General features: G+C 70.3%; 22 protein-coding genes. 10 read left to right on the forward strand and 12 right to left on the reverse strand.

Translation table 11 applies throughout. From position 1 onward, the window contains the following. Positions 1-2: 2 nt before the first annotated feature. From ACIGJI_RS00265 to tkt, 5 genes are read right to left on the reverse strand one after another with little or no spacing between them, the layout of a single operon-like run. Positions 3-938 carry a glucose-6-phosphate dehydrogenase assembly protein OpcA gene (locus ACIGJI_RS00265; protein ID WP_187661639.1) on the reverse strand — a complete coding sequence of 312 codons (936 nt, stop codon included), beginning with the start codon at positions 936-938 and terminating at the stop codon, positions 3-5. Continuing rightward, positions 935-2485: a glucose-6-phosphate dehydrogenase gene (gene zwf, locus ACIGJI_RS00270; RefSeq protein WP_187661638.1), complete on the reverse strand. Its 1551-nt coding sequence runs from the start codon at positions 2483-2485 to the stop codon at positions 935-937. Before zwf ends, ACIGJI_RS00265 begins: the two co-directional genes overlap by 4 nt. 20 nt (positions 2486-2505) lie before the next feature. Further along, positions 2506-4113 (reverse strand): glucose-6-phosphate isomerase, encoded by a 1608-nt coding sequence (locus tag ACIGJI_RS00275; RefSeq protein WP_363443648.1) that lies wholly within the window; start codon positions 4111-4113, stop codon positions 2506-2508. Beyond that, on the reverse strand, positions 4110-5222 hold the full coding sequence (tal, locus tag ACIGJI_RS00280; RefSeq protein ID WP_187661636.1) for a transaldolase: 1113 nt from the start codon (positions 5220-5222) through the stop codon (positions 4110-4112). Before tal ends, ACIGJI_RS00275 begins: the two co-directional genes overlap by 4 nt. Continuing rightward, positions 5219-7315 (reverse strand): transketolase, encoded by a 2097-nt coding sequence (tkt, locus tag ACIGJI_RS00285; protein WP_363444566.1) that lies wholly within the window; start codon positions 7313-7315, stop codon positions 5219-5221. Before tkt ends, tal begins: the two co-directional genes overlap by 4 nt. 248 nt (positions 7316-7563) lie before the next feature. Between tkt and ACIGJI_RS00290 the strand changes: the two genes are divergently transcribed. Beyond that, positions 7564-8469, forward strand: coding sequence for a heme o synthase (locus ACIGJI_RS00290; protein WP_187661634.1), 906 nt, complete (start codon positions 7564-7566; stop codon positions 8467-8469). Here the strand turns inward: ACIGJI_RS00290 and ACIGJI_RS00295 are convergent. Together ACIGJI_RS00295 and ACIGJI_RS00300 are read right to left on the reverse strand one after the other, a co-directional pair. Continuing rightward, complete coding sequence (locus tag ACIGJI_RS00295; protein ID WP_363443651.1) at positions 8415-8900, reverse strand: hypothetical protein; 486 nt, start codon at positions 8898-8900, stop codon at positions 8415-8417. The genes ACIGJI_RS00290 and ACIGJI_RS00295 overlap by 55 nt on opposite strands. Before the next feature lie 68 nt (positions 8901-8968). Next, positions 8969-10090, reverse strand: coding sequence for a COX15/CtaA family protein (locus ACIGJI_RS00300; RefSeq protein WP_363443654.1), 1122 nt, complete (start codon positions 10088-10090; stop codon positions 8969-8971). A gap of 231 nt (positions 10091-10321) precedes the next feature. Here ACIGJI_RS00300 and sufB point away from each other — a divergent pair, with 231 nt between their 5' ends. The 7 genes from sufB (at position 10322) to ACIGJI_RS00335 (ending at position 16998) form a co-directional block, all read left to right on the forward strand. Then, entirely contained in the window at positions 10322-11740 is a 1419-nt protein-coding gene (sufB, locus tag ACIGJI_RS00305) for a Fe-S cluster assembly protein SufB (RefSeq protein WP_136052486.1), read from the forward strand. Then, entirely contained in the window at positions 11741-12946 is a 1206-nt protein-coding gene (sufD, locus tag ACIGJI_RS00310; RefSeq protein ID WP_363443657.1) for a Fe-S cluster assembly protein SufD, read from the forward strand. It begins immediately after the preceding gene. After that, the gene (locus ACIGJI_RS00315) at positions 12943-13269 is read left to right on the forward strand and encodes a non-heme iron oxygenase ferredoxin subunit (protein WP_025103649.1); all 327 of its coding nucleotides are present in this window, start codon (positions 12943-12945) and stop codon (positions 13267-13269) included. Before sufD ends, ACIGJI_RS00315 begins: the two co-directional genes overlap by 4 nt. A 3-nt stretch (positions 13270-13272) precedes the next feature. After that, entirely contained in the window at positions 13273-14043 is a 771-nt protein-coding gene (gene sufC / locus ACIGJI_RS00320) for a Fe-S cluster assembly ATPase SufC (protein ID WP_025103648.1), read from the forward strand. A gap of 9 nt (positions 14044-14052) precedes the next feature. Beyond that, a complete protein-coding gene (locus ACIGJI_RS00325; protein WP_017202280.1) occupies positions 14053-14382 on the forward strand; it encodes a metal-sulfur cluster assembly factor in 330 nt (109 codons plus the stop codon). 94 nt (positions 14383-14476) lie between these two features. Next, positions 14477-15631 (forward strand): MalY/PatB family protein, encoded by a 1155-nt coding sequence (locus ACIGJI_RS00330; RefSeq protein ID WP_268776214.1) that lies wholly within the window; start codon positions 14477-14479, stop codon positions 15629-15631. Further along, positions 15628-16998, forward strand: a complete 1371-nt coding sequence (locus ACIGJI_RS00335; RefSeq protein WP_363443660.1) for an MFS transporter — start codon at positions 15628-15630, stop codon at positions 16996-16998. The genes ACIGJI_RS00330 and ACIGJI_RS00335 overlap by 4 nt, the downstream gene beginning before the upstream one ends. Here ACIGJI_RS00335 and ACIGJI_RS00340 read toward each other — a convergent pair. Further along, entirely contained in the window at positions 16961-17545 is a 585-nt protein-coding gene (locus tag ACIGJI_RS00340; protein ID WP_363443663.1) for a TetR family transcriptional regulator, read from the reverse strand. The genes ACIGJI_RS00335 and ACIGJI_RS00340 overlap by 38 nt on opposite strands. A 50-nt stretch (positions 17546-17595) precedes the next feature. Here ACIGJI_RS00340 and ACIGJI_RS00345 point away from each other — a divergent pair, with 50 nt between their 5' ends. Beyond that, a complete protein-coding gene (locus ACIGJI_RS00345) occupies positions 17596-18312 on the forward strand; it encodes an ABC transporter ATP-binding protein (RefSeq protein ID WP_363443666.1) in 717 nt (238 codons plus the stop codon). A gap of 38 nt (positions 18313-18350) precedes the next feature. After that, positions 18351-18902, forward strand: coding sequence for a CbiQ family ECF transporter T component (locus ACIGJI_RS00350; RefSeq protein ID WP_363443669.1), 552 nt, complete (start codon positions 18351-18353; stop codon positions 18900-18902). A gap of 3 nt (positions 18903-18905) precedes the next feature. Here ACIGJI_RS00350 and ACIGJI_RS00355 read toward each other — a convergent pair whose 3' ends face one another. From ACIGJI_RS00355 to ACIGJI_RS00370, 4 genes are all read right to left on the reverse strand, one after another. Next, positions 18906-20216, reverse strand: coding sequence for an acyltransferase (locus ACIGJI_RS00355; RefSeq protein WP_363443672.1), 1311 nt, complete (start codon positions 20214-20216; stop codon positions 18906-18908). 96 nt (positions 20217-20312) lie between these two features. Further along, positions 20313-20984, reverse strand: coding sequence for a response regulator transcription factor (locus tag ACIGJI_RS00360; RefSeq protein WP_062634324.1), 672 nt, complete (start codon positions 20982-20984; stop codon positions 20313-20315). Then, entirely contained in the window at positions 20981-22249 is a 1269-nt protein-coding gene (locus ACIGJI_RS00365; RefSeq protein WP_363443675.1) for a sensor histidine kinase, read from the reverse strand. Before ACIGJI_RS00365 ends, ACIGJI_RS00360 begins: the two co-directional genes overlap by 4 nt. A gap of 5 nt (positions 22250-22254) precedes the next feature. Then, complete coding sequence (locus tag ACIGJI_RS00370; RefSeq protein WP_187664168.1) at positions 22255-22872, reverse strand: DedA family protein; 618 nt, start codon at positions 22870-22872, stop codon at positions 22255-22257. Between the last annotated feature and the right edge of the window lie 52 nt (positions 22873-22924).

Below are 22924 nucleotides of genomic sequence, written 5' to 3' on the forward strand. Positions count from 1 at the left end.
GGTCACTCTCCTGTCTCGGGCGGACCGAGTTTCTCCCAGCCCTCCGTGATCACTCGACCGTACAGGACGTCGGGGTCGAGCCGGCGCAGCTCCTCGGCAAGGCACTCGCGCAGCGTGCGCCGCGGCAGGTGGAGGTCGTGATCGGGCTGGTCGGGCTGGGTGAGCACGGCCACACCCGGCGACGGCCGCTCGAGCAGGATGTCGCCGGACTCGCGCGTGAGGCGCACCGACTTGATACCCTCCTGCCAGTGCTCCGGGTCCTCGTACGACCACCGGACCGGGACGTCGAGTGCCATCTGCAGCCAGGCGGCGAGCAGCGCCGTGGACGGCGAGGCGCTCGCCCCGCGGACCTCGACGGCGGTGATGGTCTCGTACGGCGGCTGGTCCAGCACCGCGGCCAGCTGCTCGCGCCAGTGCGTCAGGCGCGTCCAGGCCAGGTCGGTGTCGCCCGGGGCATGCGTGCGCCCGAGGAGCGCGAGCCGGTCGCGGACGTCGGGGGACGTCGCGGCGTCGGTGATCCGGCGCTGGGCGATCCGGCCGAGAGGCGACGTCGCCGGAGCGGTGGGAGCCTCATCCGGCCACCATGCCACCACCGGCGCGTCGGGGAGGAGCAGACCGGTGAGGAGGCTCTCCTCGTTGCTCGCGGCGTCGCCGTGCGCATGCAGCACGACGACCTCGCTCGCACCGGCGTCGCCGCCCACGCGGATCTGCGCGTCCAGTCGGGACTCGCCGTCGCCGGTGGTCAGCACGATCACGCGCATCGGGTGCTCGCGCGACGCATCGTTCGCGGCATCGATGGCGGCCTCAGCGACCCCCTTGCGGGCCGAGATGACGAGGGTGAGGACGCGGCCGAGGGCGACGGCGCCGCCCTCCTCGCGCACCTTGACGAGCTGCTTCGCGACCTGGCTGACGGTCGTGTCGGGAAGGTCGATGATCACGGGCGTCTCCAGACTCGTCCGTCGCGGGCCAGCAGGTCGTCGGCCGAGGCCGGTCCCCACGAGCCGGGCGCGTACTGCTCCACCGGGCCGCCCTGGGCGGCCCAGTACTTCTCCACCGGGTCGAGGATCTTCCAGGAGAGCTCGACCTCCTCGTGCCGCGGGAAGAGCGGCGGGTCGCCCAGGAGGACGTCGAGGATCAGACGCTCGTACGCCTCCGGGCTCGCCTCCGTGAACGCGTGGCCGTAGCCGAAGTCCATCGTCACGTCGCGGACGTTCGTCCCGTTGCCCGGCACCTTCGAGCCGAAGCGGATCGTGACGCCTTCGTCGGGCTGCACGCGGATCACGAGCGCGTTCTGACCGAGCTCCGAGGCGTTGCCGCGGCCGAACAGGTGCTGCGGCGCGCGGTTGAACACCACCGCGATCTCGGTCACGCGTCGGCCCAGGCGCTTGCCCGTCCGCAGGTAGAACGGCACGCCGGCCCAGCGCCGGGTGTCGATCTCCAGCTTGATCGCCGCGTAGGTCTCGGTCGTCGACTCGGGGTCCATCCCGTCCTCGTCGAGGAAGCCGGTGACCTTCTCGCCGCCCTGCCAGCCGCCGGCGTACTGTCCGCGCGCGGTGGCGAGGGAGAGATCCTCCGGCACGTGCACCGCGGCGAGGACCTTCTCCTTCTCTGCTCGCAGATGCTCGGCGGAGAGGCTGATGGGCTCCTCCATCGCCGTGAGCGCGAGGAGCTGGAGCAGGTGGTTCTGGATGACGTCGCGTGCGGCGCCGATCCCGTCGTAGTACCCCGCGCGACCGCCGACGCCGATGTCCTCGGCCATCGTGATCTGCACGTGGTCGACGTAGTTGCGGTTCCAGATCGGCTCGTACAGCTCGTTGGCGAAGCGCAGCGCGAGGATGTTCTGCACCGTCTCCTTGCCGAGGTAGTGGTCGATGCGGAAGATCGAGTCCGCAGGGAACGCGACCTCGAGGGCGGCGTTGAGAGCGCGGGCCGACTCGAGGTCGTGCCCGAACGGCTTCTCGATGACGACGCGCCGCCAGCGCTCGTCGTCGTCCGCGTCCTCGCCCACGAGGCCCGAGTCCTTGAGCTGCTTCGCGACGAGCGGGAAGTCCTTCGGCGGGATCGAGAGGTAGTAGGCGTGGTTGCCCATGGTCCCGCGCTCCACGTCGAGCTTCTCGACGGTCTCCCGCAGCTTGCGGAAGGAGTCGGGGTTGTCGAACTCGCCGGAGACGAACCGGATGCCCTGGAGCAGCTGCGTCCAGGTCTCCTCGCGGAACGGCGTGCGGGCATGCTGCTTCACCGCGTCGTAGACGACCTGGGCGAAGTCCTGGTCCTCCCAGTCGCGGCGGGCGAAGCCCACGAGCGCGAAGCCGGGCGGCAGCAGCCCTCGGTTCGCGAGATCGTAGACCGCCGGCATGAGCTTCTTGCGGGACAGATCACCCGTCACGCCGAAGATCACGAGGGCGCTGGGCCCCGCGATCCTGTTGAGACGACGATCGTCGGGGTCGCGCAGCGGGTTGTGCCCGCGCGAGATGGGTACAGACATCGGTGGGGGCTCTCCTGCGATTACTTCTGTGCGGCTTCGAAGAGGGCGAGCACGTCGTCCGAGGACTCGGTGATCGTCAGCGAGACGACGGGCCGTCCGTGCTCCGCGAGCACACCCGCGTCGCCGGCTGCCTGCGCCTGGATGAGCTGCCCGAACGTGAACGGGCGGTCGGGGATCTCGAGATCCACGTCCGTGCGCTCCAGGATCTGCAGGAACACGCCCTGGGCGGGGCCGCCCTTGTGGTACTGCCCCGTGGAGTGCAGGAAGCGCGGTCCCCAGCCGAACGTCGTCGGGCGCCCGGAATCGGCGGCGACGAGCTCGCGCAGGCCCTGGAGCTGCGGCACCTCGAGGCGGTTGACGTACGCCTGGATGGACACGTAGCCGTCGGCGGGGAGCTGCGCCCAGAGAGCGTCCAGCACGCCTTCGACCGTTCCCGACGCGGCGAGGGCGGGGTCGGAGACCCGGACCTCGACACCGTTCTCGACGAAAGCGGGAGCCGTCGGCTCCGGGCGCGCGTCGAGCAGACCTCGGGCGGCGACCTTGGCCGACTCGACGTCGGGCTGGTCGAACGGATTGATCCCGAGGAGGTGCCCGGCGATCGCCGTGGCGTACTCCCAGACGATGAACTGCGCGCCGAGCGTGCCGCTGACGAGGATCTCGCCCTCGTGCCGCTCGTGCAGGTGGAACTCGTTGGCGTCGTCGACGAGACGCACGATCTGGAGGTCGGCGGGGACCGGGTCGAGCTCCGGCGAGACCGGGAGCAGGACGACCGGGAGGATGCCCGTGCCCTCCTTGCCCGTGGACTCGGCGATCAGCTGCTCGATCCAGTCCGGCAGCCCCTTGATGTGCGTGCCGTCGGTGATCAGACCCAGCTTGTCGCGGCGGGGGCTCGTGGCGGCGATCGCGGCTCCGAGACGGAGTGCGGGGTTGTCGGCGGAGTCCACGGCCACCTCCAGCATCGAGGCCTCGGCCTCGTCCAGGAGCTCGTCGATGTCGACGCCGGCGAGTCCCGAGGGGACGAGGCCGAAGGCGGTCAGCGCCGAGTAGCGGCCGCCCACGTTCGGGTCGGCGTTGAAGACCCGGTAGCCGGCCTCGCGTGCCGAGGCGTCGAGCGGGGAGCCGGGGTCCGTGACCACGACGATCCGCTCGGTGGGATCGATACCGAGGTCGCGGAAGGCGGCCTCGAAGGTCCGGCGCTGCGAGTCGGTCTCGACCGTGGAGCCCGACTTCGACGACACGACGAGGACCGTCTCGGCGAGACCCTCGTCGAGGGCGGCGAGCACCTGACCCGGGGCGGTGGAGTCGAGGATGGTGAGCGGGACGCCGGAGGTCTGCGCGATGACCTCGGGGGCGAGCGAGGAGCCGCCCATCCCGGCGAGGACCACGCGGGTGACGCCCTTCGACGCGAGCTCCTCGCGCAGCGCGACGATCTCGGCGACGAGCGGGCGGGAGACCGAGACGGCCTCGACCCAGCCGAGGCGGACCGACGCCTCGGCCTCGGCGGCCGGGCCCCAGAGCGTGGCGTCGCCACCGGTGATGCGGGAGGCGACGAGGTCGTGGACCAGGGCCGGCACGGTCTCCTCGATGGCGACGCGCGCCGCGCCCGATGCGTGGATGGCGAAGGTCATCGCTGTGCCTCCAGAGCCTCGGTGACCTGTGCGAGCAGATCGTGCCAGGAGTCGATGAACTTCGCGACCCCCTCCTCCTCGAGCACCTCGGTCACGGCGTCGAAGTCGACGCCCACCTCGGCGAGCCCGGCGAAGACCTCGCGGGCCTCCTCGTAGCCGCCGGTGATGGTGTCTCCCGTGACGACGGCGTGGTCGAACGTCGCCTCGAGGGTCTTCTCCGGCATCGTGTTGACGACGCCGTCAGCGACCAGTTCGGTCACGTACAGCGTGTCGGGGAGATTCGGGTCCTTGACGCCGGTCGAGGCCCACAGCGGACGCTGGAGGTTCGCGCCGAGCGCGAGGAGGTCCTGTGCGCGCTTCTCGGCGAACTTCTGCTCGAACAGCTCGTAGGCGAGGCGCGCGTTCGCGAGACCGGCCTTGCTCTTGAGCGCCTCCGCCTCGGGGGAGCCGATCGCCGACAGACGCTTGTCCGTCTCGGTGTCGACGCGCGAGACGAAGAACGAGGCGACCGAATGGATGCTGGACAGGTCGAAGTCGCCGCTGTGCGCGCGCTCCAGTCCCGTCAGGTAGGCGTCGATGACCTCGGCGTAGCGCTCCAGGCTGAAGATGAGCGTGACATTGACGCTGATGCCGTTCGCGATCGCCTCGGTGATCGCGGGGAGCCCCGCCTTCGTGGCCGGGATCTTGACCAGGAGGTTGGGGCGGTCGACGGTCTTCCACAGCTCCTTGGCCTGCGCCACGGTGCCGTCGGTGTCGTGGGCGAGGTCGGGGGAGACCTCGATCGAGACGCGACCGTCGACGTGGCCGGACTCCTCCCACACCGGGCGGAAGACGTCGAGCGCGGCACGGACGTCCTGGGTCGTCGCGGCGAACACGGCGTCCTCGGCGGAAGCTCCGGACGCGGCGAGCTCGGTGACCTGCGCGTCGTAGGACGTGTCGTTCTTGTCCGTGATCGCGTTCGCGAAGATGGTCGGGTTCGTGGTGACGCCCACGACGTTGCGCGACGCGATCAGCTCGGCGAGGTTGCCGGAGGAGATGCGGGTGCGCGAGAGGTCGTCGAGCCAGATGCTGACGCCGGCAGCGGCGAGCTGGGCGGTGGGGGTGCTCATGCGTTCTCCTTGATGGTCTCGCGGGCGGCCGCGACGACGGCCTCGGTGGTGATGCCGAACTTCTCGAAGAGGGTCTTGTAGTCGGCGGAGGCGCCGAAGTGGTCGATGCCGACCGAGCGACCGCGGTCGCCGACGATGCCGCGCCACGTGAGCACGGAACCGGCCTCGACCGACACGCGTGCGGTGACGGACGACGGCAGCACGCGCTCGCGGTAGGCGTCATCCTGCTCCGCGAACCACTCCAGCGACGGGGCGGAGACGACGCGGACGTTCACGCCTTCGCCGGCCAGCACCTCGCGGGCGTTCACCGCGAGCTGCACCTCGGAGCCGGTCGCGACGATGATGACGTCCGGCGTACCGCCGGGCGCCTCGGCGAGCACATAGGCACCCTTGACGGCCTGGGCGGCGGAGGCGAACGTGTCGCCAGAGGCCTCGCCCTCGCCGCGCGGGAACACCGGGATGTTCTGGCGGGTCAGCGCGATGCCGGCCGGTCCCTCGTGGCGCCGGAGGATCTCGAGCCACACGGCGGCGGTCTCGTTGGCGTCCGCCGGACGGACGACGGCCAGGTTCGGGATGGCGCGCAGCGTCGCGAGCTGCTCGATCGGCTGGTGCGTCGGACCGTCCTCGCCGAGGGCGACCGAGTCGTGCGTCCAGACGAAGATGCTCGGCACGTTCATCAGCGCCGCCAGGCGCACGGACGGGCGCATGTAGTCGCTGAAGATGAGGAACGTGCCGCCGAAGGCGCGCGTCGGGCCGTGCAGCACGATGCCGTTGACGATCGCGCCCATCGCGTGCTCGCGGATGCCGAAGTGCAGCACCCGGCCGTAGGGCGTGCCCGACCACTCGTGCGTCGACCACTCGGCGGGGATGAACGACGGCGCGTCCTTGATCGTGGTGAGGTTCGACTCGGCGAGGTCGGCAGAGCCGCCCCAGAGCTCGGGGAGCTGCGCGGCCAGCGCGTTGATGACCTGGCCGGACGCGGCGCGGGTGGAGACGTCCTTGCCGGCCTCGAAGACCGGGAGGGCCTCCGCGATGTCGACGGGGAGCTCGTGCGCCTCGACGCGGTCCAGCAGGGCCTTGCGCTCGGGGTTGGCGGCGGCCCAGGCGTCGAACGACTCCTGCCAGGCGGCGCGAGCCTCGGCGGCGCGCTCCGCGAGGCCGCGGGTGCGCTCCAGCACGTCGTCCGCGACGACGAAGGTCTGCTCCGGGTCGAACCCGAGGACCTTCTTGGTGGCGGCGAGCTCGTCGGCGCCGAGCGCCGAGCCGTGGATCTTGCCGCTGTTCTGCTTGCCGGGTGCCGGCCAGCCGATGATGGTCTTGAGGATGATGAGCGACGGCTTGTCGGTCTCGCCCTTGGCGGCCTCGATCGCGGCGTGGAGCTCGGCGACGTCCTCGACGTATTCGCCGGTCTTCTTCCAGTCCACGGTCTGCACGTGCCAGCCGTAGGCCTCGTAGCGGGCGGCCACGTCCTCGGTGAAGGCGACGTTGGTGTCGTCCTCGATCGAGATCTGGTTGGAGTCGTAGATCGCGATGAGGTTGCCGAGCTGCTGGTGACCGGCGAGCGAGGAGGCCTCGCTGGTGACGCCCTCCTGCAGGTCGCCGTCGCCTGCGATCACGTAGACGAAGTGGTCGAACGGGCTCGTGCCCGCCGCGGCCTCCGGGTCGAAGAGGCCGCGCTCGTAGCGGGCGGCGTAGGCGAAGCCCACCGCGGAGGCGAGGCCCTGGCCCAGCGGACCCGTCGTGATCTCGACGCCCTTGGTGTGGCCGTACTCGGGATGGCCGGGCGTCTTCGAACCCCACGTGCGGAGCGCCTTGAGGTCGTCGAGCTCGAGGCCGAACCCACCGAGGTAGAGCTGCACGTACTGCGTCAGCGACGAGTGGCCGACCGAGAGGATGAAGCGGTCGCGGCCGAGCCAGTCGGTGTCGGTCGGGTCATGCCGCAGCACACGCTGGTACAGCAGATAGGCGGCGGGGGCCAGACTCATCGCCGTGCCGGGATGACCGTTGCCGACCTTTTCGACCGCATCGGCCGCCAGGATCCGGGCGGTGTCCACCGCGCGTCGATCGATCTCGTCCCACTGCAATTCCGACACGTTCATGCCCTTTCCGACAGTTTCGAGGGCGCCGGTATTCCCTGGCGCATCCGCAACTTCCCTGGCGCATCCCGCATCGTCCGGGGACGGGCGGGTTTGTGCGCAGCACCGGGCGCGCGAGTGCTCTCAGCATAGCGGTGACGGTCCCGGCGGCCGGGGGCCGGAAGGCGCGGAAGGCGTCACGGCGTGTCATACACTGGAGAGGTTGTCCGGTAACGCGCGCGGAGGAGGCGATCGAGATCTCGACGATGTCTGATCAGACCGTACGGAAGTCGTCCATCGGTCGCACGGTGAGCGCCTACGTCACTCTGACGAAGCCCCGAGTCCTCGAACTCCTCCTCGTCTCGACCGTTCCGGTCATGTTCCTCGCGCAGGGTGGGCTGCCCGATCTCTGGCTGGTCCTCGCGACCGTCATCGGCGGGTCCATGAGCGCCGGTTCCGCCGGCGCGTTCAACATGTACCTCGATCGCGACATCGACGCGCACATGCACCGTACGGAGAACCGCCCGCTCGTGACCGGCGAGGTCAGCCCGCGCGGTGCCCTGATCTTCTCGTGGACGCTCGCGATCGTGTCGACCGTGTGGCTCTGGTTCACCACGAACTGGCTCACGGCGGTCCTGTCGGCCTCCGCGATCTTCTTCTACGTCGTGATCTACACGATGATCCTCAAGCGCCGTACCGAGCAGAACATCATCTGGGGCGGCATCGCGGGCTGCTTCCCGGTCCTCATCGGCTGGTCCGCCGTCACCGGATCGCTCGACTGGCCCGCCTTCATCCTGTTCCTGCTCGTCTTCCTCTGGACGCCGCCGCACTACTGGCCGCTGTCGATGAAGTACAAGGACGACTACGACGACGTCGACGTGCCCATGCTCGGCGTCACCCGTAACGCGTCGCAGGTCGGCCTGCAGGTCATCCTGTACGCGTGGGCCACGGTCGCCTGCTCGCTGCTGCTCGTGCCGATCGCCGGCATGGGCCTCGTCTACACCGTCTCCGCCCTGGTGTTCGGCGGCTGGTTCATCTACGAGTCGCACCGCCTGTACAACCAGGCGGTGCGGGGGACCGAGGCGCGGCCGATGCGAGTCTTCCACGCCTCGATCACCTACCTGACGCTGCTGTTCGTCGCCGTGGCGATCGACCCGCTGCTGCCCTTCTGATCCTCGTCGGCCTGGGGCTCCGCGGACGCCGGCTCCGCATCGACCTGCGGCTCTGCGAACTCTGCGGCGGCGGCCCGGAGAGCGGGCTCCTCGCGAGGGACTGAGACCGTTTCGGCCGTCTCGTCCTGGATGATCGGCGCCTCCTGCTCGACGATCGGCGCGGCGGCGACGGGGGTGGCGACCAGCGTGCGCGCGGCGACGAGGCCGAGCGACAGGAGCAGGCCCACCAGGCCCGCGCCGAGGACGACGGCGCCGACGACGACGAGCGACTGACCGACGTACACCTCGACACCGGTGGCGGTGCCGTCCATCAGGGTCGTGGTCATCGTGCCGACCTGTCCGGCGATCATCCAGCCGCCGACCCCGACCGCGGCGAGGGAGACGACGATGAGGAGCCAGAACCCGGCGCTGCGGGTGAGTGTCTTGTTCATGTCGACCACGATGGTCGATGCGGTGATGAGCGCCCGGTGCGCGCGCTATGGATCGTCTGTGCGGCAGGTCAGTCGGCAGGGGCGGGTACGACGGACGCGGTGCGCTTGAGGTGCAGCACGACGACGGTGTAAGTCGCGGCGGAGAGCGATGCCAGGACCATGTGGATGCCCACGAGCACGGGCGGAAGCCCTTCTCGCGCCTGCCAGACGCCGACGGCGACCTGCACGAGGATCGCGATGACGAGCACGAGCAGCCACCGGCGGGGCTCGAGACGAAGGACCCAGGCCGCCACCGTCAGGAAGAGCACGAGCGCGGCGAGGATGTAACCCGGCCAGGAGTGGACATGGGCGAGGACCGTGGCGTCGAAGCCGCGGCGCAGCACGTCGGCGTCGCCGGAGTGCGGGCCCGATCCGGTCGTCAGCACGCCGAACAGGATGGTCACGGCCAGGGCGAGGCCGGTGATGTGCGTCACGATCGCGAACCAGGTGGGGACGGCCCGTTCGCGCGGTCCTTCCGGAGTCGCCAGCCGCACGAGGAACGCGGCGGTGATGCAGACGAGCAGGAGCGAGGACGTGTAGTGGAACCCGACGATGAAGGGGTTCAGGCCCGTGAGCACGGTGATGCCGCCTACCAAGGCCTGCGCGACGACGCCGATCAGCACGAGCCAGGCGAGGAGGACGAGGTCCCGCCGGGCGGGCGTCGTGCGGACCGAGTGGACCGCGGCCGCGATCACCGCGAGCAGGAGCACGGCGGAGGCGACGGGGAACGCCGGGAAGTCGGTGAGCGAGACCAGGGCGAAGGCGACCGCCGCCCCGGCGAGACCGCCGACAGCGAACCACAGGGCGTTGATGAGCGCCCGGCGGCCGCTGATGGTGTGCAGGACGAGCAGGACGACGGCGATCGCGATGATCCCGACGACGCCGGTCATCAGCCGGTTGCCGAACTCGATCATCCCGTGGATGCCCTGCACCTCGACGATCGGGACGAGCGACTCGGGTGTGCACAGCGGCCACTCGGTGCAGCCGAGGCCGGAGCCCGTCAGACGCACCGCGCCGCCGGTGCCGATGATGATCGTCTCGCTGAGGAACGACAGCCAGGCGAAGACGGTGAGCGCGCGACCCCAGACGGCGGAGCGGGGGGAGGGGGTCGCCCGCGTCGTCGAAGCGGTGGGGATGGTCGTCTCGGGCATAAGTCCTCCGGCCCGTCGAAGACGTGGCGCACGGCCCGTCCGTCAGGCGGAACCTGTAGAATCGGATTGTTGCGATGAGCGCTGACAGCGCTGAAGCATCGTCAACAGTTTAGGCGCGATGGAAGCGCCCGTGATGAGGGCCCACCAACGGCACCCGCTCCCGCAGACTCGACGGGGATCAGGTGTGTCGGGGCGGATGACACCGTTTGGGACCTGTGAGGAGAGTGTTGCATGTCGGATGTGCTGATCGACCGCCCGGAGCTCGATGGTCTGGGGGTGTACGAATTCGGCTGGCACGATGAGGATGCCGCGGGTGCCGTCGCCAAACGCGGGATCTCCGAAGAGGTCGTCCGCGGGATCTCGGCCCTCAAGAACGAGCCGGAGTGGATGCTGAAGACCCGCCTCAAGGGCTATCAGCTCTTCGGCCGCAAGCCGATGCCGACGTGGGGCGCCGACCTCAGCGACATCGACTTCGACAACATCAAGTACTTCGTCCGCTCCACCGAGAAGCAGGCGCAGAGCTGGGAAGACCTCCCCGAGGAGATCCGCGAGACGTACGAGCGCCTGGGCATCCCCGAGGCCGAGCGTCAGCGTCTCGTCGCCGGCGTCGCCGCGCAGTACGAGTCCGAGGTCGTGTACCACCAGATCCGCGAGGACCTGGAGCAGCAGGGCGTCATCTTCATGGACACCGACACGGCGCTCCGCGAGCACCCCGAGTTCTTCGAGGAGTACTTCGGCACCGTCATCCCGGCGGGCGACAACAAGTTCGCCGCGCTGAACACCGCCGTCTGGTCGGGCGGATCGTTCGTCTACGTCCCCAAGGGCGTGCACGTCGAGATCCCGCTGCAGGCCTACTTCCGCATCAACACCGAGAACATGGGCCAGTTCGAGCGGACCCTGATCATCGCCGACGAGGACAGCTACGTCCACTACATCGAGGGCTGCACGGCCCCGATCTACAAGTCGGACTCCCTGCACTCGGCCGTCGTCGAGATCATCGTGAAGAAGAACGCCCGCGTGCGCTACACGACGATCCAGAACTGGTCGAACAACGTCTACAACCTGGTCACCAAGCGCGCCGTGGCGCACGAGGGCGCGACCATGGAGTGGGTCGACGGAAACATCGGCTCCAAGGTGACGATGAAGTACCCGTCGATCTACCTGATGGGCGAGCACGCCAAGGGTGAGACCCTCTCCGTCGCGTTCGCCGGTCCCGGTCAGCACCAGGACGCCGGCGCGAAGATGATCCACATGGCGCCGTACACGCAGTCGTCGATCGTCTCGAAGTCGATCGCGCGTGGCGGTGGCCGTGCCGGCTACCGCGGCGAGGTCCGTGTCGACGCCGCCGCCCACCACTCCGCGAACACCGTCCGGTGCGACGCGCTGCTCGTGGACACGAAGTCGCGCTCCGACACCTACCCGGCGATCGACATCCGTGTCGACGACGTGCAGCTCGGCCATGAGGCCACGGTCTCGAAGGTCAGCGAAGAGCAGCTCTTCTACCTGCAGTCCCGCGGCATGCCCGAGGACGAGGCGATGGCGATGATCGTGCGCGGCTTCATCGAGCCGATCGCGCGCGAGCTGCCCATGGAGTACGCGATGGAACTGAACAAGCTCATCGAGATGGGCATGGAAGGATCGGTCGGCTAAATGGCGGCCTCGACGACAGCGCCCAGCGAGGCGCAGCACACGAACGCGCACATCGACCCGGCCGCCCAGGTGGCGGACGCGGGATTCGTCCCGGTGCAGACCCGCTCCGAGCGCCCGCACTCGTTCGACCCGGACGACTTCGGCACGCCGACCGGTCGCGAGGTGAACTGGAAGCACACGCCGGTGGCCGCACTCACGCCGCTGTTCCGCACCGCGGAGGGCGAGGAGAGCGTGCAGTACTCCTTCACGTCCGGCGAGCAGTACGTCGCCGCACCGCTCACGGCGGGAACCGCTCCGCGTGGCGAGGTCTTCCTCGCCGAGGACATCACCGCCGCCGTCGCGTGGCAGGGCGCCTCCGAGGCGCTGCACATCCGCATCCCGCGCGAGGAGGAGGTCGCGGCGCCGATCTTCGTGTCGCTCACGGGCACCGGAGCCGACCGCCGGGCGGATGCCCACATCGTGATCGAGGCCCTCGAGCACAGCTCCGCCACGGTGGTGCTGCAGCACAAGGGCTCGGCGCAGTACGCCCAGAACGTCGAGATCATCGTCCGTGACGGGGCGAAGCTCACGGTCGTCTCCGTGCAGCAGTGGGACGATGACGCCGTGCACGCGGCCGCCCACCAGGCGCGAGTCGCGGCCGACGCCACGCTCAAGCACTTCGTCGTGAGCTTCGGCGGCGGCGTGGTGCGTGTGAACCCGAGCGTCGAGCTCGCCGGCGCCGGCTCCGAGGGCTACCTGTACGGGCTGTCCTACGCCGACTCCGGCCAGCACCTGGAGAGCCAGGTGTACCTGCACCACAAGGGCCCGCACACGACCGGCGACGTGCTCTACAAGGGCGCGCTGCAGGGCGAGAGCGCCCACAGCGTGTGGATCGGCGACGTGCTCATCGGTGCGGATGCCACCGGCACCGACTCGTACGAGGCCAACCGCAACCTGGTGCTCACGGAGGGCGCGCGCGCCGACTCCATCCCGAACCTCGAGATCGAGACGGGCGACATCGTCGGCGCCGGGCACGCGAGTGCCACCGGCCGCTTCGACGACGAGCAGCTCTTCTATCTCCAGGCTCGCGGCATCCCGGAGGACGAGGCCCGCCGCCTGGTGGTTCTCGGCTTCCTCACCGACATCGTGCTGCGCCTCGGCATCCCCGACCTGGAGTCGGAGCTGCTGGCCGCCATCGAGGCCGAGCTCGCCGAGGTGAACGCGTGACCGCGCAGCGCGTCTGCGGCGTCTCCGAGCTGGAGCAGGACACGCCGCTGCGCGTCGAGCCGGACGGTGTGCCGATCACGGTCATCAAGGACGGCGAGGGTGTCATCCACGCCATCGGCGACACCTGCACCCACGGCGACATCTCGCTGTCCGAGGGCTTCGTGGAAGGCGACACGGTGGAGTGCTGGGCTCATGGCTCGGCGTTCTCCCTGATCACCGGCAAGCCCCAGAATCTCCCCGCATATGAGCCCGTTCCGGTCTACGTCGTCGAGATCGACGGCGACGACGTGCTCATCGATCCCGCTGTGACGAAGGAAGTCTGAAGAATGTCTGTTCTCGAGATCCGCGACCTGCATGTGACGGTCGAGACCGAGGCGGGGACCACCCCGATCCTCAACGGAATCACCCTCACCATGAACACTGGTGAGACCCACGCCATCATGGGCCCCAACGGCTCCGGCAAGTCCACCCTGGCCTACACGATCGCGGGCCACCCGAAGTACACGGTCACGTCCGGCTCCATCACCTTCGACGGTGAGGACGTCCTGGCGATGAGCGTCGACGAGCGCGCCCGCGCCGGCCTGTTCCTCGCCATGCAGTACCCGGTCGAGATCCCCGGCGTGACCGTGACGAACTTCCTGCGCACCGCGAAGACCGCGCTCGACGGCGAGGCGCCCTCGATCCGGCAGTGGACCAAGGACGTCAAGGAGTCCATGGCCAACCTCCGCATGGACCCGAAGTTCGCGCAGCGCAACGTCAACGAGGGTTTCTCGGGTGGCGAGAAGAAGCGCCACGAGATCCTCCAGCTCGAGGTGCTCAAGCCGAAGTTCGCCGTGCTCGACGAGACCGACTCCGGCCTCGACGTGGACGCGCTGAAGATCGTCTCCGAGGGTGTCAACCGCGCGAAGGAGTCCACCGGTCTCGGTGTGCTGCTCATCACGCACTACACCCGGATCCTCCGCTACATCCGCCCGGACTACGTCCACGTGGTCGTCGCGGGCAAGATCGTCGAGGAGGGCGGACCCGAGCTCGCCGACCGTCTGGAGAACGAGGGCTACGACCGGTTCCTCGACCCCTCCGCTCCCATCGAGGCGTAGGCTGATCGCATGACAGCGACCCTGACGGACGAGAAGTACGACGCGGTCACCGAGGCCCTGAAGGACGTGATGGATCCTGAGCTCGGGATCAACGTCGTCGACCTCGGGCTCATCTACGACCTCGCCTGGGATGACGAGAACGACGCTCTCGTCATCCACATGACGCTGACCAGTGCGGGCTGCCCGCTCACGGATGTCCTCGAAGACCAGACGGCGCAGGCCCTGGACAACGTCGTGGACCGCTTCCGCATCAACTGGGTGTGGATGCCGCCGTGGGGACCCGAGCGGATCACGGACGACGGACGCGACATGATGCGTGCGCTCGGCTTCGCGATCTGAGCGTTCCGGTCACCTGACCACCAGACGAAGCGGGCGTGCCGGGCACGCCCGCTTCGACGTCTCCGCATCGGCGCGGAGAGAAATCGGAGGACGAATGCTGTCGGTCAAGGCCCTGCCGCTGTCGGAGCTGCGCGAGCGCACCAGCGAGAAGTGGCGGGAGTATCCCGAGGACGTGCTGCCCCTCTTCGTCGCGGAGATGGACTTCCCGCTCGCTCCGCCCATCACCGCCGCTCTGCAGCGGGCGCTGGACCTCGGGGACACCGGGTACATCGCCTCGCGGACACCGCTCGCGGAGGCCTACGCGGGTTTCGCGGAGCGCCGCTTCGGCTGGCGTCCCGACCCCGCACGGATGCGCAGCACGGCGGACGTGAGCATGGGCATCGTCGAGATCCTCCGCCGCGTCACGCAGCCGGGGGAGCGCGTCGTCGTGACGCCTCCGGTCTACCCGCCCTTCTACGACCTCGTCGCCGAGGCGGGAGCCGAGGTGCAGCGGGTGCCGCTGCGCGACACGGGGACGCGGTGGGAGCTCGACCTCGACGGGATCCGCGCCGCGTTCGAGGACGGCGCGACGGCCATCCTCCTCTGCAACCCGCACAACCCCACGGGCACCGTGCACGATCGGGAGACGCTGGCCGCGCTGGCTGACCTGGCCGAGGAGTTCGGCGCGACGGTCGTATCGGACGAGATCCATGCACCGCTCGCGCAGCCCGGCGCGGGCTTCACGCCCTTCCTCGCCACGAGCGACGCGGCAGCCCGGGTCGGCTATGCCGTCGTCAGCGCGAGCAAGGCGTTCAATCTCGCGGGACTGAAGTGCGCGCTCATGGTGACCGCCGCGGAAGAGACGTCCGCGGTCGTTCGCGACCTGCCGGTCGAGGTGGAGTGGCGGACGGGACAGTTCGGTCTGCTCGCGGCCGTCGCCGCATTCTCGGAGGAGAGCGACGCCTGGCTCGACGGCCTCCTGCGCACCCTCGACGAGAACCGCGTGCTGCTGGAAGATCTCCTCGCCCGCCACCTGCCCGCCGCCCGCTACCGCATTCCGGACGCGGGGTACCTCGCGTGGATCGACCTCTCGGCACTCGGCTGGGGCGACAATCCCGCCCGGCAGATCCTCCGCGAGGCGAAGGTCGCGCTGCACTTCGGCCCGGCCTTCGGGGAGGAAGGGGCCGGACACGTGCGGCTCAACTTCGGCACCAGCCCCGAGATCCTCACCGAGGCGATCGAACGCATCGCCGCGCTCGTCGAGCGATGACGGCTGCGGAGCCGACCGCTACGATCTGGGACCGCAGCCGGGTCTGGGTGACTCTGGGCGCTGTCGCTCTGATCTTCCTCGCCGCGATCGAGGCCCTCGCGGTGACGACGGTCATGCCGATCGTCAGCGATGCCCTGGACGGCCAGTCGCTGTACGCCGTCGCCTTCGCGGGCACGCTCGCGACCAGCGTGATCGGGATGGTCGCGGCGGGGTCCTGGTCGGACGCGCGCGGTCCGCGCGGCGCGCTGTACGCCGCCGTCACCCTCTTCATCCTCGGCCTGCTGATCTCCGGGTTCGCGGCGACGATGCCCCAGTTCCTGATCGGACGACTGGTGCAGGGGCTCGGTGCCGGTGGCCAGACCGTCGCTCTGTACGTCGTCGTCGCGCGGCTGTATCCGCCGTACCTGCACGGGCGGGTGTTCGCGGCATTCGCGGCCGCCTGGGTGGTGCCGTCGATGATCGGGCCCTTCCTCGCGGGAGCGGTGGCGGAGTACCTCGATTGGCGATGGGCGTTCCTGGGCGTGGCGGTGCTGACCGCGATCGCGTTCTCCATGGTCGCGATCCGCTTGCGCGGTGTCGACCTCGGCCGCGGGGAGCCGCAGGACCGGCGGGCGCTGCTCACGCGCCTCTCGCTCGCCGTCGTCGTCGCGGTGCTCGCGGTGGTGATCGGACTGTCCGCCGAGCTCGATCCGGTGATCGGCTGGCCGGTCGCGCTGGGAGCCGTGCTCGCGATCGGTGTCGCCGTGCTGCCCCTTCTGCCGCGACGCACGCTGCGCGCCGGCGCCGGCCTTCCCAGTGTCGTGCTCATGCGCGGCGTGGCGGCCGGCGCGTTCTTCGCCGCGGAGGCCTACATCCCGTACCTGCTCATGCGGAAGTTCGACTTCTCCGCCACCTGGGCCGGGGTCGCCCTCATGCTGGCCGCCTTCGCGTGGGCCGGTGCGTCCGCCGCGCAGGGTCGCTACGGTGAGCGGCTGGGCAACCACCGCATCACGGCTCTCAGCCTGGGAGCGTTGCTCGTGGCGATGCTCTGCGTGCTGGCCGCCGCGGCGTTCGACGCCTCGCCGATCTTCGTGATCGTCGGGTGGGCGTTCGCCGGGGGCGGCATGGGGCTGCTGTACCCGCGGCTCACCGTGCTGACCCTCGCCTACTCGGATGAGACGAACCAGGGATTCAACTCCTCGGCGCTCTCGATCTCGGACGCGACGGGTTCGGCGGTCGCGATCGCGCTGGCGGGGCTCGCCGTCGCCACTCTGGGGGGCCGGGCGGATGCGTTCGCGGTCGTGTTCATCCTCGGTGTCGGGCTGGTGCTGCTCGCGGTGATCCCCGGGCTCAGGCTCGGGCACGCCGCGGAGTCTTCGGTGCGCTGAGCTCACCGGCGAGGGCGATCACACCGAGGTCGAACACCCGGTCCAGACCCGCCGTCACGTCGACCTCGCTGGAGGACGGGAGGGCGCCGTGACTGTCGGCGTGCATCCGCTGCTGGACGAGGGTCGCATGACCGAGCACGAAATGCAGGATCGCGGCGCCGCGGTCCTCGGCGTCCTGAGCTCCCTCCGCGCGGAGGGCCGCGACCAGAGCCTCGCGGGCGTGGGCCGAGCCCAGCTGGAGCGCGTACGTGCTGAGCACGAGCTCCGCGCCGTCCCGGTAGGCGAAGAGGGCGTCGCGGAGCGCGCGGGCAGTCGCGAGGACCCCGCCGTCTCCGGCGGGAACCCCGGCGGTGATCCGGTCGGCGAGGTCGGCGAGGAGCTCCTGCTTGTTCGCCACGTGCCAGTAGAGAGCGCTGGGCTGCACGTCGAGCCGAGCCGCGATGCGGCGCATGGAGAGGTCGGCCAGCCCCACCTCGTCGAGGAGGGCCAGGGCCGTCCGCGAGACGCTGTCCCGGTCATGACGGGCGGGATTCGTCTCGGGACTCATGCTCCCACTATAGTGAACGGCGTTCAGGTGAACGGTGTTCAGGAGGATGAATGCGCAGGCGGAAGCCGGGGACGACCGCGACGCTCGCGGAGCCGGGAACGGTGCGTCTCGACGGCGTGGGCGTGACGGTCGACGGCCGTGTTCTGCTCGACGACGTGACGCTGGAACTCACCGCGCCGCGCATCGCCGTGATCGGTGCGAACGGCTCCGGGAAGTCGACGTTCGCCCGATTGCTGAACGGCCTCATGACGCCGACCACGGGAACGGTCACCGTCCACGGCCTCGACGCGCTCCGAGAGCGGACCGCCGTCCGCCGCCGGGTGGGCTTCGTCTTCACCGATCCGGACGCCCAGATCCTGATGCCGACCCCGGCCGAGGATCTCGCGCTGTCCCTCCGAGGGCGGCCCCGTGGGGACATCGCCGCCCGCGTGCAGGAGACGCTGGATCGGCACGGTCTCGGCGCCCACGCCGACATCCCGGCGTCGTCGCTCTCGGGAGGCCAGAAGCAGATGCTGGCCCTCGCTGCGGTGCTCCTCTCCGAGCCGGCACTGATCGTGGCGGACGAACCGACCACGCTCCTCGACCTGCGCAACGCGCGGCGGATCGGAGACCTCCTCCTGGCGCAGGACGCGCAGGTGCTCATCGTCACCCACGATCTCGAGCTCGCCGCGCGCTGCGACACGGCCGTCCTCTTCGACGGCGGGCGCGTCGTCGATCAGGGAGATCCCGAAGCGGTCATCGCGCGCTATCGCCGGTTGTGCGCGTGATCCCGTCCCGGCCGCTCGTGCCGGGGCTCCTGTCGAGGGTGCCAGCCGGACCGAAGCTGGCGGGCCTCGCCCTCGCGGCGCTCGCGATGACCCTGTGCCCGCACGGGCCGGTCAGCATCGCCGTCTGCCTCGCGGCCGTGCTCGCGCTCTACCCGATCGGAGGTGTGCCGCTCTCCGCCGCCGTGATCGAGCTGTGGCGGCTGCGTGCGGTCCTGCTCGTTCTCGCGATCGCCCTCGCCGTCTTCGTGTCTCCCGTGGCCGCCTGGATGAGCACCGGGCGGGTCGCCGCATTGCTGCTGCTCGCCGCGCTCCTCACACTGACCACGCGCATGTCCGACCTCCTGGAGGTGCTGCAGCGCCTCCTGCAGCCGCTGCGCCGTGTCGGGGTGGACCCCGAGGCGGTGTCGATGGCGGTGTCGCTCACCCTGACGATGGTGCCCGTCGTCGCGGGCTTCGCACAGCGGGTGCGCGATGCGGAGCGCGCCCGCGGAGTGCGACTGGGTGTGCGTGGCGTGGTGCCCCTGCTCGTCATGACGCTCCGCCACGCGGACCAGGTCGGTGATGCCCTCGCCGCCCGCGGGGTCGGCTGACGGTCACGCCACGACGGCGGGGGCGGGGACGGCGCTGCCGGAGCGGCCAGCGAGCCGCAGCGCAGCCACGAGCAGCAGCACGGCGAGCGCCGCAGTGGAGACCGTCGTACCGAGGACGAGGAGCAGCACCACCCCCGTGAGTCCCACGGCGGTCCCCAGCACCAGGCGGCGGCGCGAGTCCGTCGCCGTCGGCGAGGGGTGGTTCTCGAAGCGATCGACGCGCACGGCGACCAGGGCGGTGAGGACGAGTGCCGTCACCAGCCACAGCGGGCGGGCTGCCCACCACTCCACGCTGTCGAGTGCGGGCAGGCTGAGCCCCCCGACGATCGCTGCCAGCGCTGTCGCTCCGGCCATCACCAACAGCACCGGCATGTGCCAGAGGTAGATGGTCATCGTGCGCCGGGTCACGAACGCGGTGAACGCGGCCACCGGGGTGTGCCGGCTGAAGCGTCCGATCCGGTCGCGGTACAGGGAGAACAGGGTCGTGTGGATGAGCCCGACCAGCAGGAGGGCGGCTGTCGGCGGGTTGATGTTGGCGATGAGGTCGGGGGAGTACACGCCCCCGAGGAAGAGTGCGACGAGGAGCCCGAGGGAGCCGGTGCCGATCGCCACGCGGACTCCGGGCCGCAGTGCATCCACGCGTCCGTCGGCGAGGAAGAACCCGAGCTGCTGCATCGTCAGCCAGACGAAGGCGAGGTTGAGGAAACCCAGGGCGTCGTTCCCGGTCGTGGCGCGCAGCACGTCGACCGCGACGGCCGCAGCGGCGAGGAGAGCGATGGTCCGCAGCGGCGCGCGGTCGTGCAGCGCGACGAAGGCGGGGAGGAGGGCCTGGCACAGCAGGAAGACCCCGAGGAACCACAGGGGCTGCCCGTACCGGAAACCCGCGACCGCGATGAGATCCGGGGAGACCCCGACGACGGTGAGCACGGCGAGAGCGATGCCGACCGCGGCGATGGTGAACAGGGCCGGACGCAGGAGCCGGTGCACCCGACCGGCCACGAAGGCGGTGGCGCTCCCGCCGCGGTCGCGGAGGCGGCGGTAGGCGAGGAGTCCGGAGAACCCTCCGATCACGAAGAAGAGCGGCATCACCTGCAGCAGCCAGCTCAGCGGCGCGATCCAGCCCGTGCCGTCGCTCGCGTTCTCGAACACCGGCCCGGACTCGGACACCGTGACCCCCACCATGACGGCGTGCAGCAGGACGACGCCGAGCACGCACAGTGCCCGGACGACGTCGATGCCGGTGTCGCGGTGGCCGGTGGGGGCGGATACGGCGGGGGCGGGGGTGCTGAGGCGTGGAGCCGCGGCGATGACCATGAGTCCTCCTGGGAACGGTGTCCTCGGAGGCTATGGACGCGGTGGTCGGCACGACATCACCCCGTGGTGCCGTCCTGACCCCTACGCAGGGGTGACTCAGGCGGAGGGCTCGACCAGACCGGTGTCGTAGGCGAGGATGACGGCGTGCACCCGGTCGCGGAGACCGAGCTTCGCGAGCACTTTGCCGACGTGGGTCTTCACGGTCTGCTCGGCGATGAACAGGTCGCCCGCGATCTCCGTGTTGGAGCGGCCCTTGCCGATGAGGACGAGCACCTCGCGCTCCCGGTCGGTGAGATCGGCGAGGGCGGTCGCTGACCTGCGTGATGCCGGCCGCCGTCCGGCGAACTGTTCGATCATCCGCCGCGTCACGCTCGGGGCGAGGAGCGCATCGCCCCCCGCCACCACGCGGACGGCATGCACGAGCTCCTCCGGGAGAGCGTCCTTGAGGAGGAAGCCGCTGGCGCCGGCGGCGAGGGCGTCGTAGACGTAGTCGTCGATGTCGAACGTGGTGAGCATGAGGATCCGTGGCACGTGCGCGGCCGGGTACGACGGGCCCAGGATGCGCCGGGTGGCCTCGATGCCGTCGAGTTCCGGCATGCGGACGTCCATGAGGATGACGTCGGGGTCGAGCCGCGCGGCGAGCGTGACGGCTTCGGCGCCGTCCGCGGCCTGGCCCACCACGCGGATGCCTTCATGGGCGTCCAGCAGGGCGGCGAAGCCGGCGCGGACCATCGCCTGATCGTCGGCGATGAGCACGCTGATCGTCACGAGTTCTCCTTGTCTTCCGCCGAGGCGGTCGGCACGGCGGCTGATGCCGCGGGGGACAGGGGCAGGGTGGCGTCGACCGTCCAGCCCCCGTCGTCGGACGGGCCGGCCGCGAGGCTCCCGCCCAGCAGCTCTGCGCGCTCGCGCATTCCCCGGAGGCCGTAGCCCCCGGTGGGGTTCTCGACCGGCTGCGGGGGTGCCGCGTTGCGCACCCGGATGTGCAGTCTGCCGGCATCGGCGTGAAGGCGGACGGTGACCCGTGCTCCGGGGGCATGGCGGACGGCGTTGCTCAATGCCTCCTGCACGATGCGGAAGGCGGCGATCTGCACACCGGGTCCGGCGGCCGAGGCCGCCTCGATCCCCTCCAGCACGAGACCGACCTCCACGCCGGCGCGTCGGATGGTGTCGACGAGGGCCGGCACGTCGTCCAGTCCCTGCTGCGGTGCGAGCTCGGCATGCTGGTCCTCCGTGCGGAGCACCCCCAGCATGCGCCGCATCTCGGTGAGCGAGGAGCGAGCGGTGGCGGCGATGTCGTCGAACTCGGCCGCCGCGTCGGCATCGAGGTCCGCGATCCGGTAGCGCGCGGTCGACGCCTGCACCTGGATCACCGACATGCTGTGCGCCACGACGTCGTGCAGCTCCCTGGCGATCCGGGTGCGCTCCTCCACGAGGGCGCGCCGCGACTCCTCCAGGGCGCTGTGCTCCTTCTCCCTGGTCAGCTCGGCCGCCACCCGCACGCGGCCGGCGACGAGGATGGCGATGAGGAACATCGCGGCGGCGACCGAGGTCGTCACGATCAGGTTGGCGGTGACGCTCCCGGAGCTCGCCGGTGTCGCGACCATGTCCGGCCGCAGCAGGGGCGCCGTCAGGGATGTGAGTGCGCCGATCACGAGGGTGAGGGCGCCGAGTCGGGCTCCCTGCACGAAGGACATCACGCCCACGAAGAGGACGAACGCGAGCAGTGCCGGTACCGACCACGGCCACGGGGACTGGATCGCCCGCGCCGGCTCGACGAGGAGAGGGAGCAGGAAGGCGCCGGCGGCGAACACGACGATCGCGGTCCGCGGACGGGAGGGGACGAGCAGGGGAGGCCCGCACACGGCGGCACCGAGCAGGAAAGACAGCGGCAGCGGCGTGCCCGAGAGCACCGTCTGGAGCGGGACGAGGAGCGCGTACAGCACGACGACCGCCGTGGTCAGCGCCACGAGGGCGCCGGTGCGACGGCTGATCCGTGACGGGCGCGGGGTGCGCTCTCGGCGGCGTGCCATGCGTCTCATCCTGCCAGGTGCGGGACCGCCGTACGGCGGCGGCGGAGCGCGGCGATCCGGTCGATGACGATGCCGACGATCAGGGCGATGACGACGCCGATGGCGGCGCTGAGCACGGGCTGGTCGTGCAGCCAGGCACCGGCGAGCAACCCGATCGCGAGGCTGAACACGCTCCAGCTGACACCGGCGATGAGGCTCAGCGGGAGGAACCGCCGCCAGGGGAACCCGAGCGCTCCGGCGGACATGTTCACGGCCACGCGGCCGATCGGGATGTATCGCGCGCCGAGGATCAGCGTCGCGCTGCGGCGGTCGAGAGCATGCTGCGCGTAGGCGAACGCGGCGGCGACGCGAGGGCGACGCATCCACGCGAACCTCGTGGTGCCGAGTCGGCGACCGATGAGGAATGCGATGTTGTCGCCGATCGCAGCGCCCAGGGCGGCGACCGCCCCGAGCAGCAGGATGTTGCCGTCGCCGGTGGACGCGGCGACGGCCGCCGCGGCGACGAGGACCGTCTCGCTCGGGACCGGAGGGAAGAACCCGTCGATCACGGTCACCGCGAAGAGCACCGCGTACAGCCACGGGGAGGCGATCGCCTGCAGGATGAGGTCGTTGAGGATGTCCACTCCAGCACCGTAGGCAACGGGTGCGGGGCGGGTCATCACTCCCCGGTATCGC

This window comes from Microbacterium sp. NPDC064978 (assembly GCF_044543605.1).
Classification (GTDB): domain Bacteria; phylum Actinomycetota; class Actinomycetes; order Actinomycetales; family Microbacteriaceae; genus Microbacterium; species Microbacterium meiriae.

Bases quoted from the DNA above. Each gene is read 5' to 3' on its own strand.
- zwf (WP_187661638.1), bottom strand. From the start codon at position 2,485: ATGTCTGTACCCATCTCGCGCGGGCACAACCCGCTGCGCGACCCCGAC.
- ACIGJI_RS00275 (WP_363443648.1), bottom strand. From the start codon at position 4,113: ATGACCTTCGCCATCCACGCATCGGGCGCGGCGCGCGTCGCCATCGAG.
- tal (WP_187661636.1), bottom strand. From the start codon at position 5,222: ATGAGCACCCCCACCGCCCAGCTCGCCGCTGCCGGCGTCAGCATCTGG.
- ACIGJI_RS00290 (WP_187661634.1), top strand. From the start codon at position 7,564: ATGTCTGATCAGACCGTACGGAAGTCGTCCATCGGTCGCACGGTGAGC.
- ACIGJI_RS00295 (WP_363443651.1), bottom strand. From the start codon at position 8,900: ATGAACAAGACACTCACCCGCAGCGCCGGGTTCTGGCTCCTCATCGTC.
- ACIGJI_RS00300 (WP_363443654.1), bottom strand. From the start codon at position 10,090: ATGCCCGAGACGACCATCCCCACCGCTTCGACGACGCGGGCGACCCCC.
- sufB (WP_136052486.1), top strand. From the start codon at position 10,322: ATGTCGGATGTGCTGATCGACCGCCCGGAGCTCGATGGTCTGGGGGTG.
- sufD (WP_363443657.1), top strand. From the start codon at position 11,741: ATGGCGGCCTCGACGACAGCGCCCAGCGAGGCGCAGCACACGAACGCG.
- sufC (WP_025103648.1), top strand. From the start codon at position 13,273: ATGTCTGTTCTCGAGATCCGCGACCTGCATGTGACGGTCGAGACCGAG.
- ACIGJI_RS00325 (WP_017202280.1), top strand. From the start codon at position 14,053: ATGACAGCGACCCTGACGGACGAGAAGTACGACGCGGTCACCGAGGCC.
- ACIGJI_RS00330 (WP_268776214.1), top strand. From the start codon at position 14,477: ATGCTGTCGGTCAAGGCCCTGCCGCTGTCGGAGCTGCGCGAGCGCACC.
- ACIGJI_RS00335 (WP_363443660.1), top strand. From the start codon at position 15,628: ATGACGGCTGCGGAGCCGACCGCTACGATCTGGGACCGCAGCCGGGTC.
- ACIGJI_RS00340 (WP_363443663.1), bottom strand. From the start codon at position 17,545: ATGAGTCCCGAGACGAATCCCGCCCGTCATGACCGGGACAGCGTCTCG.
- ACIGJI_RS00345 (WP_363443666.1), top strand. From the start codon at position 17,596: ATGCGCAGGCGGAAGCCGGGGACGACCGCGACGCTCGCGGAGCCGGGA.
- ACIGJI_RS00355 (WP_363443672.1), bottom strand. From the start codon at position 20,216: ATGGTCATCGCCGCGGCTCCACGCCTCAGCACCCCCGCCCCCGCCGTA.
- ACIGJI_RS00365 (WP_363443675.1), bottom strand. From the start codon at position 22,249: ATGGCACGCCGCCGAGAGCGCACCCCGCGCCCGTCACGGATCAGCCGT.